Consider the following 15,697-nt stretch of genomic DNA (forward strand, 5'->3'; position numbering starts at 1 on the left):
AGTTTCCTTAAATCTTCATTAATACTACGTATAATGCGTTCTGAAATAGGTCATTGTATTGTAAAATAAGAAGTAACATAATATATAGCACAATTAACGGGTGGTTAGGGTTGAATATAAATTGCTCGCAATGGCTTTAATATTAAAGGATAATTATAAGTAGAGGATAGAGAGAGATCTACTTGTTAACGTTTTACTTTATAGGACAGGAGAGAGTACTCGTCGATTATGCAAATAAAAAACCTGTTTCAAAGCAAAGGATTTCAGAGGTTAATCGTATTAGTATTACTTGCTCTCATATTGTATGGGATGCAAAGTATGTTAAATTTAATTTTAATTACGTTTATGTTGACGTATTTAATGGATCGATTCCAAAAGTTTATTTCTCGTAAATTAGATCATTTCATGCCAATTAATCGAAAAATTATTATAGCGCTTTTATATGTAATGTTGGTGGCAGGAATTGCCATTACGCTATTTAAATATTTACCGGTATTAACAATACAAATTTCACAATTGATTTATCAATTTAATGTATTTTTAAGAAATCCACCTGATAGTGAATTAATTAAGTATGCAGTTAATGCTGTTAATCATATGGAGCTTTCTAAATATGTGGGGCAAGGCGTAGACATTTTGTATAAATCTATTACGAATGTTGGGAAATTTGGCCTTCAAGTTTTACTTTCTGTAATTTTAAGCTTATTTTTCTTACTTGAAAAAGCACGTATCGTTGCTTTTACTTCGAAATTTAAAGAAAGCCGACTTGCAATTTTCTATAACGAAATAGAGTATTTCGGAAAGAAATTTGCACGTTCATTCGGAAAAGTAATCGAAGCACAATTTTTAATTGCAATTGTTAACTGTGTTTTATCTGTTATTGCATTATGGATATTAGGATTCCCGCAATTACTAGGTTTAGCGTTAATGATTTTCTTGCTTGGTTTAATTCCAGTGGCGGGTGTTATTATCTCGTTATTCCCACTTTGTATGATTGCTTACAATATTGGCGGTATTATGTATGTCGTTTATATTGTAGTTATCGTAACAGTAATTCATGCACTTGAGAGCTATGTATTAAATCCGAAGTTTATGTCTCAAAAAACAAACTTACCAATCTTCTACACATTTATGATATTAATTTTCTCTGAGCATTTCTTAGGTGTGTGGGGACTTATTATCGGTATTCCAATCTTCATTTTCTTATTAGATGTCTTAGATGTGACAAGTGATGAAATGGAGAAGGACGTTGGAAAAAAATAAAGTGAAGTAAAGAAAAAGCATCGATGTTCGATGCTTTTTCTTTTATAACATGACGTTCCTTATGCCATACTGTAAGGAGAAGATAGAATAGGGGTGAAATAATGGCTGTAAATGAAAAGATAGAGTTAGCTACGTTTGCCGGAGGGTGTTTCTGGTGTATGGTTTCGCCATTTGAAGAGATGGAAGGGATTATACAGGTTGTTTCAGGCTATACAGGTGGCCATCAAGAGGATCCAACGTATAAAGAAGTGTGCTCGGAAACAACTGGGCATTATGAAGCAGTACAAATTACATTTGATGCAAATAAAATGCCGTATGAAGAGTTGTTAAATATATATTGGAGACAAATTGACCCGACTGATATAGGGGGACAATTCCACGACCGTGGACAGTCTTATGAAACGGTGATTTTTTATCATAATGAAGAACAACATAAAAAGGCAGAGGCTTCAAAAGAAGAGCTCGAGAAAAGTGGGCATTTTTCGAAGCCAATTGCGACAAAAATATTGCCAGCTGCTACGTTTTATCCAGCTGAAGAATATCACCAAGGATATTATAAGAAGAATACATTTCGCTATGAGTTATATCGTAAAGGCTCAGGTCGAGATGCTTTTATTAAACAACATTGGCCAAAGAATAATGCTCATTTAAAAGAAAGATTAAACGAGATGCAGTTTTATGTAACACAGGAAAATGGGACAGAACCGCCTTTTCAAAATGAGTATTGGAATCATAAAGAAGAAGGGCTTTATGTAGATATTGTTTCGGGGGAACCATTATTTACTTCTTTCGATAAGTTCGATAGCGGCTGTGGATGGCCGAGTTTTACGAAACCAGTTATGTCAGCTAGTGTGAAAGAAAAAATGGATGTTAGCCATAATATGACGCGTACGGAAGTGAGAAGTAAAGAAGGAGATTCACATCTTGGGCATGTATTTCCAGACGGCCCAGGACAAAACGGCCTTCGTTATTGTATTAATTCGGCAGCGCTACGCTTTATTCAAAAAGAAGATTTAGGAAAAGAAGGATATGGTGATTTCCTAATCTTGTTTGGGAATAAAAAATAACCTCGCAGTCAGCGAGGTTATTTTTTTATTTTACTTTTTTCTTTTTAAATTTGCTTAATGCTTCATAAACGATTGGAACAATAAGAAGTGTTAATAACGTTGAACTTGTTAATCCACCAATTACTGTTACGCCAAGTCCTTTAGAAATTAAGCCGCTACCTTCAAATCCTAATGCAAGCGGGATAAGAGCCCCGATTGTTGCAATTGCAGTCATTAAGATAGGACGCAGGCGTGTTGTACCAGCTTCTAATAATGCTTCACGTGTTGATAGGCCGTCATTTTCTTTATGAATAACACGGTCAATGAGCACGATTGCGTTCGTTACAACGATACCAATTAGCATAAGAGCCCCAATCATCGCAGATACGCTTAACGTTTCGCCAGAGATTAATAAGGCAACGAGTGCACCAATGATTGTGAATGGTAGCGAGAATAAAATTGCGAATGGTGCAAGGGCACCGCCAAATGTAACAACAAGAACGAAGTATACAATGGCAATCGCAGCTAACATCGCTAAGCCAAGTTGTTTGAATGATTCTTGAATATCTTGTGTAACACCACCCATAGAAACATCTATACCAGAAGGAAGATCCATTTTATCTACTTCTTTTTGAACAGCGGCAGATGCTTTTGAAACGTCATCAGATGTTAGTTTTGCACTAACTTCCGCATAAACACGGCCATCACGATGTGTTACTGTGTTAGAAGTTTCACCTTCTTTTACAGTCATAACATCTTTAACAGCAACTTCATTACCAAGTGGTGTTGTAATTTTACGATTTGTTAAGTCATCGATCGTTTCATAGTTTTGTTTTTCAGTTTCTACATATACATTTATATCTTTATCATCTTTTTTAATTGTTGTAAGAACAGGGCGGTCATGTTGATTAGAAAGTCCCATTCCAATTTGAGCAGCAGTTAGCCCCATTTTACTTAACTTTTCTTGATCAGCGACTAAAGTATATTCTGCATATGTTTTTGCAACACTAGAGTCTATGTCTTTTAAATCTTTATTTTTCTTCATGATATTTTGAATGTCTTTCACGACAGGCTTAATTTCTTCAGAGCTATCTCCATAAACGTATAGCTTAATTTCGTTACTACCGCCACCTGCTCCGAAATCTTGGTTTTTCCATTCACCTTTTCCAGACATCTTTTGTAAATCTTTAACGACTTGTTCTTTCTCTTTTTCAAAGTTTTTCGTATCGTTATCATATTGAACGAAGAACATCGCTTGATTTGTTTGACCAGGGCTCATTGGGTTTTCGCCGCCTAATGAGAATTGAATCGTTTTGACGTCTTTTTTATCTTGGAAATGCTTTTCAGCTTTCGTTGCAATTTTTTCAACGTCGTCTAACGTTTGACCTGGCTCAGGTTTGTACGTTGCGATAATCATTTTTTCTTCTTCAGATGGTAAGAAGCTGACACCGATGATTGGTACAAGTGCAAGGCTGCCTACTAATAGGAGGACTGTGATACTTGATGTAATAATTTTATGGTTTAACGCCCATTCAAGTATACGTTTATAGCCGTTTGCTAATTTGCTTGGTTTTTCCTCATGATGTACTTCTTTTTCTCTCATGCTTTCCTTCTTAAATAAGGAATGTGCTAGCATCGGCACAATTGTAACTGCCACAAGTAAGGAAGCAAGTAGGGCAAAAACAATTGTTAAAGCAAATGGTAAGAACATTTCACCAATCATACCTTTTACAAGTCCAAGAGGTAAGAATACAGCGATTGTTACAATTGTAGAAGACATAATCGGGATAAACATTTCTTTCGTAGCTTCACGAATTAAATCTTTCCCACGTAATTTCTCTTCTGATAAAGACATACGTCGGTAAATATTTTCAATAACAACAATTGAGTCATCAACAACGCGTCCAATAGCAACTGTCATTGCTCCAAGTGTCATAATGTTAAGGGTAATATCCATTTGTTTTATTACTAAAACTGCAATTAATAAAGAAAGTGGTATAGAAACGACAGAGATTAGTGTTGTTCGAATGTTTCGCAGGAACAACATAATAATAACAATCGCAAAGATAGCACCGAAAATAGCTTTGCTAAGCATTGTTTCGACTGATTTTTCAATAGGCGCACCTTGATCGAATGTTGAAATAATCTCTAAGTCTTTATATTTTTTCTCAAGGTCCTTCACTTTATCTTTAACTGCATTTACAACATCAACTGTATTCGCATCAGCAGCCTTCACAATTTGAATACCGATTGCTTCTTTTCCATTCGTTCGAGAAATGGATTCTGCTTTTCCAACTTCTTTAATATCAGCAATCTCTTCTAATGTAACCGTTGGTATGCCATTCATAGCGGCCGGATTCATCTGTGGTGCTTTTGTTCCAGCACCAGCGTTTTGGCTACCTTGACCATTCGGTGATGAAGGGATAGCTGGAATTTTTAATTCTTTTAATGCTTTAATTGTTGTAATGTTACCATCGACAACAACTGATTTTTCCGTATCTTTAAATGTATATAAGCCAAGTGGTAACGATACGTCCGAACCTTTAATCATATTTTTTACAGTATCTTCACTTAAACCTAATTCTTTCATCTTATCTTTTTTGAAGACAAGCTGTACTTCGTCTACTTGTTGACCTGCGATTTGAACAGATGCGACACCATCAAGTCCTTTTAATCCAGGAACAACATTTTTTTCTACATTTTCTGTTAAGGCAGCTAAAGATTCATTTTTACTCGCTACGCTTAATGAAATAACAGGAAAGGCATTAAAGTTTACTCGTGAGACTTTCGGGTCTTTCACACCTTCTGGCAGTTTCACGTTTGCGAGCGATTCTTTAATTTCCGTTTCGGCTTTTTCCATATTTTTATCAAAATCATATTCTACCTGAATAGAAGATGCGTTTTGATAAGATGATGAACTAACAACGTTTACACCGCTTAAATTTTGGAGTTGCTCTTCCATTGGTTTTGAAATTTTATCAGCTACTTCTTCTGGTGTAGCACCAGGATAAACCGTAGTTACTGTTACAATAGGCGTTGTAATATCAGGAATTGTTTCTAACTTCATATTCATCCCAGAATAAATGCCTGCAATGGTAACAATAATGGTTAGTAGCCAAACCGCGAACTTATTTTTTAACGAGAAATTGATAAGTTTGTTCATGTTTGCGCTCCCTTTTTATTGTATTGACCAACTGGTCAGTCTAATACATAATATAACTGACTGATTGGTCAGTCGTCAATGAAAAGGGATGGTATAATAAAGTGAAACTGTAAGGGGAGAGATTTTTTACTGGTCCTTACTGAATCATTAGCTTTTATTAATTGAGCTTCTATATAGATAGTAGGCCTCGAAAAGAATTTTGTCTCGCTAAATTTTTGGGTAGGGATCTTGCTACTTGCTAATATAAAATTAAATTGAATTTAAATTTACATAAGATGCGAAATTAAGTTTAGGAGAGAAGATATGAAAGAAAAAGAGCGCTTAATTATAGAGATGGCTATGAAGTTATTTGCGACTAAGGGTGTAAATGCAACGTCAGTACAAGAAATTGTCACAGCTTGTGGGATATCAAAAGGGGCTTTTTATTTGTATTTTAAATCGAAAGATGAGCTTTTATTAGCAACACTTCGATATTATTATGACAAAATCCAAAAGAAAATGCTGGATATTGAAAAAGAATCGTTATTACCACGTGAAAAATTTGAAAAACAATTATATTTTCAGTTTACTGATGTGCAAAAACATAAAGAATTTATTATTATGCATGCAAGAGAAAATGCCATTCCATTTAATAAAGAAGTAGAAGAGTTTATGGTGCGGATGAAGTTAGAATCTCATGCATTTTATCGGAATAGCCTACTGTCTATTTATGGTGAAAAGATCAGTCCATACTTATTAGATTTGGTAATTATGGTGGAAGGGATATGCCACGGTTATTTACAATTAATTATTTTAAATACGCCAGAAATTGATTTGTCCTATGTCTCAGCTTTTATTTTAAAAAGGATAGACAATTTAGTAGAGGGGCTTCTAGAATCTTCGGAGGAACCTGTTCTACATGAAGAGAGACTTGGAGAATTTCTTTGCAGTTCCGAGCTTATTAAGGAACAGGTGAAGGAACATTTTTTAAGTGAAATTATTGTATTTAAACGAACATTAGCTGATCAATTAGAAAATGATGAATTGCTTGTTACGCTAGATGTTTTAGAGGCTGAAATACGGTTATCAAATCCAAGGATTCCAGTCATTAGAGGGATGTTAGCTAATTTAAAAAGTTACGACGAACTAACAGATTTTAGGTTAAGGTTGACTGAGTATTACAATGCGCGAAATTAAAACAGAAATAAATTGCCAAGATAAAAAGGGCACCATTTGTAATGGGCCCTTTTTATTATTTAGGTCTTTCATCTGAATTTATTAGTTTAGAAGTATCGAAATTCTTTATTTCATTAGAGAAATCAGTTAGCCTTTGGTCATAATCATTTTTATTAGTAATAGGCTCAATTGTCGCTAATTGTTTTACAATCCAATCATTTATATATCTGTAATAGTGCGTTTGATCGGACATATAATTAGAAAGATTATACGTAACTTCTTTTTGATCTTGGAAATCATAGAGTTTTACATTTTTTAGTTCTTTTAATTTATTGTATACTTCTTTCTTAAATAACATATTTTCTTCTGTATGCTTTGGATCGTTTTTATCCATAACTACGTGATATGTTACTGGATACGGTGCATAGAAAAATGTAAACTGTACTTCCGGGTTTTGTTTTACAAGTTCAATAATATTAGAATCAAAAGATTTAAGCATTTGTTCATGATACCAACCCTCAATGATTGGTTGATGCGGTGTTCCATCGACAACCTTTTTGGCTATATCTACTGAGAATTTTGGCTCGTCATCTCCAAATTTATATAGCCAATGAGGATCCTGTGGAGATTTTGTTGGATCTAAATTTAATTTCATGTTCTGTAATGCCGTTTTTCGAGAATATGGGCTAAGAAAATATTGGATATCATTCAATTTATTTGTATCATACATGTAAGTTGGGAACGGTGAAGTTCCTTCTGATACCCATTCAGGTTTTCCAGAGAATGAATATAAATTAAGCTCCCAAATAATGTTTTTAACAGTTTTTGAATGCGTAGCTAACTGAGCTGTCATATTTTGTTCCCTTGCTGTTGAACCTGGAAGAGAGCCGTTAAAGCTTGTAGTATGAAGTAATTTATCAACATCAGGTTCAAGGAAATTTCTGCCCATAGAAGTTCCTACAAATAAAGTGTCATAATCCATATTTTTAACAAGTCCAGGCATTTGATAGCGTTCAGTAGCATAAAAATAATCGTTTTTCTTAAATTTATATACGTACAATGGATCAAGCTTATAGACAATAGAGCAAACTATTCCAGATAAAATGAATAGGAATATAATAAACCAACATATAAAACGCTTATACATATTTTTCACCTACGGTTATTAGAAATTAAAGTATAAGAATGAACTTACACGATTTAAATACATTAAAGACAGTATAAACATGCTAGCTAATGCAAGAGCATAAATCGGTTTTGGACGAAAAGATTCTAATTTTTCTATAGAATTTTTCGTAAATAATACAATAACCATTCCAATTGCTAGGTATAAGATAGTTTGGAAGTTAAATTGACTACCAGTTACTTGGAATGGGAATAAATTAGCGATTGAATAAATTAAATTATCCAATGTAGAAACACCGGTTAATGTTTCTGGACGGAATTGGATAATTGCTGTTTGGAGGTGCAAGTAATTTACATTGAACATGCGATTTAACATAGTTAATGCATCTTCTACTGAAGTTGCTCTGAAAAATACCCACGTTACATGAACAAATCCCATTGTTAAGATCCATGCGAATACTTTAGGCATTTTTCCACCTAAGTTTTTAAATAATCGGTGTATTACAATAGCCAATCCGTGTAAAACGCCCCAAATAACAAATGTCCATCCAGCGCCATGCCAAATACCACTAATAAGGAAGATTGTAAATAAATTTACATAAGTTCGAACTTGTCCCTTACGACTGCCCCCTAATGGAATATATACATATTGAGTGAAAAATCGCCCTAATGTCATATGCCAGCGTCTCCAAAAATCTTGAATACTTAAAGATTTATAAGGAGAGAAGAAGTTAGTTGGTAATGTAATATTGAATAACAGCGCGGCACCTATTGCCATATCACAATATCCACTAAAATCAAAATACAGTTGTAATGTATATGCAAGCGATGAAATCCATGCATCAGTCGTAGATAGTTGATTTACGTTGCTAAAGCCAAAATCAGCCCATTGTGCTAGTGAGTCAGCAATTACTACTTTTTTAGTAAGACCGATTCCGAATATATAAAGGCCTTTTGCAATATTCTCAACGTTCAACTTTCTCTTGGATTCATCCTGGAATTGAGGTAGAACCTTACTATGATGGACAATTGGTCCTGCAATAAGTTGCGGGAAAAACGTTACGAATAAGCAAAAATCAATAAAGTTAAACTTTGTTAATTCTCTCTTATAACAATCTACTAAAAAACCTATCTTTTGGAAGGTGATAAAACTAATTCCTAAAGGCAATAGCAGCTTTAATAAAGGTATATCAGTTCCAAATATAGTATTTATATTGTCTAAGAAGAAATCGGAATATTTGAAATACCCTAGCAATGAAATGTTAAATATTAAGCCAACTGTCAATAATATTTTTCGAGTTTTTTTATTCGTTTTTTGTATGATTTGTTGGCCTATAAAGGCGTTTGTAAATAATGAAACTCCTATTAGTAATAGATATTTCGCTTCAAAATATGCGTAAAAGTAGAGGGACATGCCCACTAAGAAAATTTTCGCAATGTTTTGATTGAATTTTTGCAATATAAAATATCCAATTACTGCTACAGGTAAGAAATAAAGCATGAATTCATAAGAATTAAAAAGCATATTATTGCCTCCAGCGTAAATAAAATCTTGTCTCTATAAAAAGCGTGACAACAGAATAAGATGTCGTCACGCAAAGTATAGTATATCATAAAATCATGGTTAATTATCCCATGTATATTATTTTTTGTTTTGTGCCCATTCTTCTATGTTCCAAGTTTTTGTTATCCAGCCTTCATAAAATTCTGGTTCGTGACATACAAGAAGGATTGTCCCTTTATATGCTTTCAGAGCTTTTTGAAGTTCTTCCTTTGCTGTAACATCAAGATGGTTTGTTGGCTCATCAAATAGGATCCAGTTACTTTCTTCACCCATTAACTTACATAAACGAACTTTTGCTTGTTCGCCACCACTTAATTGATTTAGCGGGCGAGAGATATGCTCATTTTTTAATCCGCATTTCGCTAACATTGCACGAATTTGATGTTGGTCCATGCTAGGGAATGTGTTCCAAACATCATCAATTGGTGTTATATTATCCGCTTTTACTTCTTGCTCAAAGTATGCAGGCTCTAAGAAGTCACCAAGACTCGTTTTACCGCTTAAAGGTTTAATTTTTCCTAAAATTGTTTTTAGTAATGTTGATTTACCGACACCATTACATCCAACGATAGCAATTTTTTCACCGCGTTCAATTGTCATTGTTAGTTTTGGTAATAATGGATGTGTATATCCGATTTCTACATCTTCACCTTCAAAGACGAAACGGCTACTTGCACGACATTCTTTAAATGAGAACTCTGGCTTAATTGCTGTTTCAGGACGATCAATACGCTCCATACGATCAAGTTGTTTTTGACGACTTTTTGCACGACCTGTCGTTGAATAACGAGCTTTGTTCTTTGCAATAAAGTCTTCCTGCTTTTTAATAAACTCTTTCTGTTTTTCATAAGCATTTATATGTTGATTTTTATTAATTTCGGCTAACTCTAGGAATTTTTCGTATGTCGCTGTATAGCGCGTCATTTTTGTAAATTCTAGATGGAAAATAACATCAACGCATTTGTTCATAAATTCCGTATCATGAGAAATTAATAAGAATGCATGTGGATATTCTTTTAAATAATTAGTTAACCAATGAATATGTTCAACGTCTAAATAGTTAGTAGGCTCATCGAGTAATAACACTTCTGGTTGCTCAAGTAATAGCTTTGCAAGTAATACTTTTGTACGTTGTCCACCACTTAGTGCTGAAACATCACGATCTAAACCGATTGCATCAATTCCAAGACCTCTTGCTGCCTCTTCGATTTTCATATCTAGTAAATAGAAACCACCTGCTTCGAGAGCATCTTGGATTTCTGCCATCTGCTCAAGAAGGTCCTCTAATTCTTCCGGTGTTGCCGTTCCCATTTTTTCTGCAACTTCATTTAAAGCTTTTTCTTTTTCAAATAAAGGTAAAAACGCGTCAGCTAATACATCACGAATTGTGCGACCAGGTGTTAAAATTGTATGCTGGTCTAAGTAACTGTAATTTGTACCAGGTGTCCATTCTACACGGCCTTCATCATGGATAAGTTGACCAGTAATAATATTCATAAATGTTGATTTACCAACACCGTTTGCACCGACTAATCCGACATGTTCTCCTGCTAGTAAACGCATGGATACATCTTTAAATAATGTGCGATCGCCAAATGTATGGCCTAGTTTTTCTACTGTTAATAAGCTCATAGTATCCTCCGTCCAACTTGAAATAGTACCTTGAATCATGATACTAAATTCTTGAGTATAATGCTATCCTTTCAAAAAGGTACATTATTCATTTTCCAGATCTTTATGGATAAAATACAGAAGATCGGCGTGGTTATTATGTTTTTATAGGTGTACAGGAGGAATTCATTAATTGGAACAATGCGTTAATACATACCGGAACGAATAAATAAAAAATAAGTATATTGACACTGATTAGGTTACTGGATAAGTTGATGAAAGAATTTGTAGAGATGCTATATTTAATAAGGGAACCTGTTATACTAAGTGAAGACAATTATGGAAAATACACTGGAAAAATACAAAGAATTTCATATTTGTGGTTTACAGGATACAGGTTATATATATGGGAAATAGATGTATTCGATTTAAATGGAAAGGTGAGGAGCCTTTCTTGAATGGTGTAAAGTATCTATTATATAATATGAAAAAATTTAAAATCTTTTTTTGGAGGTCAACGATGCCTAAAATTACGGTGCTAATGCCTGTATATAATGGTGAGAAATACTTAAGAGAGTCTGTTGATAGTATTTTAAACCAAACTTTTACAAATTTTGAATTGCTGATTATAAACGATGGATCAACAGATAGTAGTATGGAGATTTTGAATTCTTATAATGACGCACGAATAAGAATAGTGACAAATGAAGAAAATTTAAGATTGATTAAAACGTTAAATAAAGGAATCGATTTAGCAACAGGAGAGTATATTGCTAGGATGGATTGTGATGATATAGCAGATCCAAAACGTCTAGAAATTCAATTGCAGTATATGGAGAAGCACCCTGATGTTGCGGTTTGTGGAACTGGCGTTAAGGTTATAGATCAGAATCGAAAACCGTGGCAAATTTCAGGTTCACCAGATTTAATTAGAAATTGTTTATATGTTCGAAGCTGTATGATTCATCCATCTGTGATGATGCGTACGGAATTTTTAAAAGAAAATAACATTTACTATGATTTGAATTATTTACATGCTGAAGATTATGAGTTGTTCCAGAGACTAAGTGAGAAGTATAAGGTAGTTAACTTAGAGGAACCACTATTGAATTATCGATGGTCAGAAACAAGTGTAAGTAGTCTTAATGCTTCTGATCAAGAGGTTATGGCCGCAAAGATTTCTACAGAGGCTCTATCTCGCATTGGAATTGAATTTGATCGTGTACCATATGCAAGAAATACATTAACAAAAGAAGAACTACTAGAAGTAAAACGCCAATTAGAAGAACAATATTGTAAGGCCAACAGAGAGGATCAAAATATTAAACAAGTATTTCAATTTCTATGGCTTGATATGATTCTGAAAGGAACGCATCATGGTTTATGGAATATAAAAATACTGTTTTCTCCTAAGTTTTGTTCTGTTTCATTGATGGATAAAGGCCTTCTGACACGTATAATTGCGAAAAGTTTACTGAAAAAGTAATTGGAATGCAACTCAATGTTGATATATTACAATGAGAATAGTTTTTATAAGGTTAAAAATCAGAAAAGCGACGTGCTATTCAAGAGTGAATGGTACGTCGCTTTTTATTACGTCTTTAAGATTTTTTTAATTTGGATGTAAATTTGGAAAGAGCCATGAATAAGATTTCATCTTTTGTCAGGAATAACAATAGAGTATATGCAAGTCCATTTGCGAAAACTAATGCTAGAAATAAAGGAATTGTTCCTGACACGTATAGTTGAACTACATAAGAAATTGGTAAGAATGTAAGGGAGTATAATAAATATTTAAAGTTGGCCATCGTAAATAGACGATAGTTTACCTTTAAGGATTTTCTGATATAAAAATATATATACGCAACAAGCAATAGAGTTGCAATTGTTGTTGTCAAAGTTGCTGTCGTTGGTGTGAATAAATTGGACTTCAGCAGTATTACTTTAAGTATAATATTTATAACCCCAAATACTAATAGCGCACGTACTAGTATATGTTCCTTACGTTTGATATACATAATTTGGTTTCCGAGAATGGATTGAATACCTAACACAACCATATAAACAGAAAAAATAGCCAATGTAGGTCCAGCGGCTGCATATTGTGCTCCACCATAGATTACAACAATTAAATTCGAGACAATGATAAGTCCGATTGCTGCTGGGAATAAGGTAATGAAATAAAGTTGAGATATTGTATTTAATAATTTATCGTATGCTTTTCCATCATCACTTTCAGATAAGTAAGAAAGTCTTGGTAAGGTTACTTGTATAACGCTTAACATGAGTAAGTTAATAATAGACATAATTTGAAAAGCCATTACATAGAAGGAAACATATTTTTCACCTACGTATTCTCCAAGGAAGAAGCGATCCAAATGAGTATAAAGTATATGTGCATTTGAAAAAATGGCAATTAATAATAATGGTTTTAAATGTTTTTTGATAGTGATATTTGAAAAATCAAATTTTACAGTACGCCTTATATATACGTAACTAATAATATTGTTTAAGAAATTAGAAAGTACTAATAGTCCTGTAAATTGATAAAAATCTTGAGAAGTTTGTACAAAGATAAAGAGCATTACGACGTAAATTAATTTTACAATGATGGTTTTCAATGTAATAAAGTCGAAATTTTCGTAGGCTTCATTTAACCATTCTACATAAAAAATATTTGCAATAAAGTTAAATCCGAATATAAGGAGGATATAAAACAATCCTTTGTCCGCATATCCGAAGTAACTAAATAGTAAGTATGCCCCAAATGTTAATAAATTCGTAAAGATACTTAATATAAATAAACTAGTAAATAATTGTTCAGACTTCTTTTTATTATCTTTAATTGCACTAATTTCTCTTAATCCATATTGATGAATGCCGAATACAGCAAAAATAAAGAAGTAAGTAAAAATTGTTTCAGAGAAGTTCACTTTTCCCATCGAAGAGGCACCTAGTGTACGATAAGCATAGGGGCCAACAAGAATTGGAAGTATGACATTGAAAACGTTTAATAAAATTTTGTATATAATATTTTTAGCAATTGATTTTTGCATAATAAAACCCTTCTAAATATATTTTTTATTTTTGTAATAGACCAAAATATTCGGTCTTAAAGGTTAAAAGTAAGAACAAGAACATCTGTATAAGTTTACCGCATATAAACTTTGTAAATCAACTTTTTATATTATTTATAATGTGGATAAAAGGTAGTTATTTCGTGTGAAGCTTTATACTGTGGATAAAAGGTAAGTCTATTACTGGAGGTTTTGATCAATAATATAATTATTGGTTATTTATATCGCTACATGGAGTGGCTTGCTATAGTTTAAATAGCGAGTAGGATGTAAGGAGCGCGAACAAATGTATGTTTAAAAACGATTAAATTTATAAAAAAGCCTCTTGATTGTCAAGATGAAATTAAGAGGCTTTTTTAATGTTAGATTTTTGAAAGATAAGTTCTAATGGATGAATCTTACTCTTTATCCTTTATTTTTAACTTTTGCTTTAATAAAGCATAATCTTGCGTTAATGTTACAAGTTGATGGTGTAATTTAGAGATTTTTTTCGTTAGGTCAAAAATTAAAATAAAACAGAATAATAGTCCGAATAAGAATAAAATGGACGGAGGATATTCTACTTTTAATAGTTTTCCAATCCAATTTATAATTTTATCCGTAGAACTTAAAATAGCCATTGCAACACAAACAAAAATCCATAAAATAGCATATTTTGTTTCTAAAGTCCCACGACGAATGGAATTAATAATTAAGAAGAATAGTAATAAAATAAAGATAAATGAAAAGGTAATTATATGCATTTATTATCAACCTTTCACGATTTTTTGCATCAATATAGCAAGGCTTACCTTAACCATGTAATATGCAGATTTAAGGGGAGTGATGGAAGATTGTCCACCTTGTCGCTCTTGCATATTTACAGATATTTCATTAATGCGAAGTTTTTTCTTTTTTAAATGAATAAGGACTTCTGGCTCCGGATAATCTTTTGGATAATTGTGTGCAAAAATCTTAATTACTTCTCGATTGATAGCACGATACCCAGAAGTTGGATCCATAAATGTTTGTTTTGTTAGTACTTTCAATAGAGCGGTAAAATAAAAAATACCGATTCTTCGGGAAATACTACCTTTATATGCTGTTTTTTCTGTAAAACGTGAACCAAGCACCATATCGCATTGATCCTCGGCAATAGGCTGTATGATTTTGTATAAATCATCAGGATTATGTTGTCCATCAGCATCGAACTGAATCGCAATATCATATCCGTTCTCATAAGCGTATTTATATCCAGTTTGTACAGCTGAACCGATACCTAGATTGTATGGTAAATTAACAAGATGAACAGGGAAATCTTTTACGATTTGAGCTGTTTTATCTTTTGATCCATCATTAATAACGCAAATGCTTAATGCTGTAAAATGCTGTTTTAGTTCTAATAATCTTGTTAATGTATCTGTAATTGCTTCTTCCTCGTTATACGCTGGAATAATAATTAACGTTTTTGGTATTGAAATTGGTACCTCAATAGACATTATCGCACCATCCCTTATATACTTAATCATACTATGGTTATTTTTAAACGAACATTATTTAATATACCATTAATAGTATAACAAAATAAAGGAAAAGCTGATGGGTGATTTTAGGAAACAGGCATCGAATAAAAATGCTAAGGCGTAACACTTTATTATAATAAAAAATACATGCAAGGAAGAAAAAACCTGTGCATGTATAAGATAAAATCCTA

At 33.0% G+C, this 15,697-nt stretch carries 12 protein-coding genes and 1 pseudogene; 6 read left to right on the plus strand and 7 right to left on the minus strand.

Going from position 1 to position 15,697, the window contains the following annotated elements:
• Positions 1-228 precede the first annotated feature (228 nt).
• The 3 genes and pseudogenes from JFU54_RS04790 (at position 229) to msrB (ending at position 2,330) form a co-directional block, all read left to right on the plus strand.
• On the plus strand, positions 229-1,263 hold the full coding sequence (locus tag JFU54_RS04790) for an AI-2E family transporter (protein ID WP_002016425.1): 1,035 nt from the start codon (positions 229-231) through the stop codon (positions 1,261-1,263).
• A gap of 101 nt (positions 1,264-1,364) precedes the next feature.
• A pseudogene (msrA, locus tag JFU54_RS30340) lies at positions 1,365-1,832 on the plus strand (peptide-methionine (S)-S-oxide reductase MsrA); the annotation flags it as partial.
• Positions 1,833-1,877: 45 nt separating this feature from the next.
• Entirely contained in the window at positions 1,878-2,330 is a 453-nt protein-coding gene (msrB, locus tag JFU54_RS30345) for a peptide-methionine (R)-S-oxide reductase MsrB (RefSeq protein ID WP_372421061.1), read from the plus strand.
• Positions 2,331-2,355: 25 nt separating this feature from the next.
• On the opposite strand, the gene JFU54_RS04800 is transcribed toward msrB, so the two are convergent.
• Positions 2,356-5,472 carry an efflux RND transporter permease subunit gene (locus tag JFU54_RS04800; RefSeq protein ID WP_201063822.1) on the minus strand — a complete coding sequence of 1,039 codons (3,117 nt, stop codon included), beginning with the start codon at positions 5,470-5,472 and terminating at the stop codon, positions 2,356-2,358.
• Positions 5,473-5,775: 303 nt separating this feature from the next.
• Here JFU54_RS04800 and JFU54_RS04805 point away from each other — a divergent pair, with 303 nt between their 5' ends.
• Positions 5,776-6,648, plus strand: a complete 873-nt coding sequence (locus tag JFU54_RS04805; RefSeq protein ID WP_063219262.1) for a TetR/AcrR family transcriptional regulator — start codon at positions 5,776-5,778, stop codon at positions 6,646-6,648.
• A gap of 55 nt (positions 6,649-6,703) precedes the next feature.
• Here JFU54_RS04805 and JFU54_RS04810 read toward each other — a convergent pair whose 3' ends face one another.
• From JFU54_RS04810 to JFU54_RS04820, 3 genes are all read right to left on the minus strand, one after another.
• Positions 6,704-7,774, minus strand: a complete 1,071-nt coding sequence (locus tag JFU54_RS04810; RefSeq protein WP_012262077.1) for a hypothetical protein — start codon at positions 7,772-7,774, stop codon at positions 6,704-6,706.
• A gap of 18 nt (positions 7,775-7,792) precedes the next feature.
• Positions 7,793-9,277, minus strand: a complete 1,485-nt coding sequence (locus tag JFU54_RS04815; protein ID WP_201063823.1) for an MBOAT family O-acyltransferase — start codon at positions 9,275-9,277, stop codon at positions 7,793-7,795.
• A gap of 117 nt (positions 9,278-9,394) precedes the next feature.
• Positions 9,395-10,948 (minus strand): ABC-F family ATP-binding cassette domain-containing protein, encoded by a 1,554-nt coding sequence (locus tag JFU54_RS04820; RefSeq protein ID WP_002191340.1) that lies wholly within the window; start codon positions 10,946-10,948, stop codon positions 9,395-9,397.
• A gap of 254 nt (positions 10,949-11,202) precedes the next feature.
• On the opposite strand from JFU54_RS04820, the gene JFU54_RS04825 reads away from it, so the two are divergent.
• Positions 11,203-11,385 carry a hypothetical protein gene (locus tag JFU54_RS04825; protein ID WP_201063824.1) on the plus strand — a complete coding sequence of 61 codons (183 nt, stop codon included), beginning with the start codon at positions 11,203-11,205 and terminating at the stop codon, positions 11,383-11,385.
• Between the two features lie 62 nt (positions 11,386-11,447).
• Complete coding sequence (locus tag JFU54_RS04830) at positions 11,448-12,413, plus strand: glycosyltransferase family 2 protein (protein ID WP_012262075.1); 966 nt, start codon at positions 11,448-11,450, stop codon at positions 12,411-12,413.
• Between the two features lie 115 nt (positions 12,414-12,528).
• Here JFU54_RS04830 and JFU54_RS04835 read toward each other — a convergent pair whose 3' ends face one another.
• The 3 genes from JFU54_RS04835 to JFU54_RS04845 form a co-directional block, all read right to left on the minus strand.
• Positions 12,529-13,983: an oligosaccharide flippase family protein gene (locus JFU54_RS04835; protein ID WP_012262074.1), complete on the minus strand. Its 1,455-nt coding sequence runs from the start codon at positions 13,981-13,983 to the stop codon at positions 12,529-12,531.
• Between the two features lie 419 nt (positions 13,984-14,402).
• Positions 14,403-14,747 (minus strand): DUF2304 domain-containing protein, encoded by a 345-nt coding sequence (locus tag JFU54_RS04840; protein ID WP_063219260.1) that lies wholly within the window; start codon positions 14,745-14,747, stop codon positions 14,403-14,405.
• 6 nt (positions 14,748-14,753) lie between these two features.
• Positions 14,754-15,482 (minus strand): glycosyltransferase family 2 protein, encoded by a 729-nt coding sequence (locus tag JFU54_RS04845; RefSeq protein WP_002143936.1) that lies wholly within the window; start codon positions 15,480-15,482, stop codon positions 14,754-14,756.
• Between the last annotated feature and the right edge of the window lie 215 nt (positions 15,483-15,697).

The sequence above is a fragment of the Bacillus sp. TH19 genome (genome assembly GCF_016651075.1).
Lineage (GTDB): Bacteria > Bacillota > Bacilli > Bacillales > Bacillaceae_G > Bacillus_A > Bacillus_A mycoides.

Bases quoted from the DNA above. Each gene is read 5' to 3' on its own strand.
- JFU54_RS04790 (WP_002016425.1), top strand. From the start codon at position 229: ATGCAAATAAAAAACCTGTTTCAAAGCAAAGGATTTCAGAGGTTAATC.
- JFU54_RS04800 (WP_201063822.1), bottom strand. From the start codon at position 5,472: ATGAACAAACTTATCAATTTCTCGTTAAAAAATAAGTTCGCGGTTTGG.
- JFU54_RS04805 (WP_063219262.1), top strand. From the start codon at position 5,776: ATGAAAGAAAAAGAGCGCTTAATTATAGAGATGGCTATGAAGTTATTT.
- JFU54_RS04810 (WP_012262077.1), bottom strand. From the start codon at position 7,774: ATGTATAAGCGTTTTATATGTTGGTTTATTATATTCCTATTCATTTTA.
- JFU54_RS04815 (WP_201063823.1), bottom strand. From the start codon at position 9,277: ATGCTTTTTAATTCTTATGAATTCATGCTTTATTTCTTACCTGTAGCA.
- JFU54_RS04820 (WP_002191340.1), bottom strand. From the start codon at position 10,948: ATGAGCTTATTAACAGTAGAAAAACTAGGCCATACATTTGGCGATCGC.
- JFU54_RS04825 (WP_201063824.1), top strand. From the start codon at position 11,203: ATGAAAGAATTTGTAGAGATGCTATATTTAATAAGGGAACCTGTTATA.
- JFU54_RS04830 (WP_012262075.1), top strand. From the start codon at position 11,448: ATGCCTAAAATTACGGTGCTAATGCCTGTATATAATGGTGAGAAATAC.
- JFU54_RS04835 (WP_012262074.1), bottom strand. From the start codon at position 13,983: ATGCAAAAATCAATTGCTAAAAATATTATATACAAAATTTTATTAAAC.
- JFU54_RS04840 (WP_063219260.1), bottom strand. From the start codon at position 14,747: ATGCATATAATTACCTTTTCATTTATCTTTATTTTATTACTATTCTTC.
- JFU54_RS04845 (WP_002143936.1), bottom strand. From the start codon at position 15,482: ATGTCTATTGAGGTACCAATTTCAATACCAAAAACGTTAATTATTATT.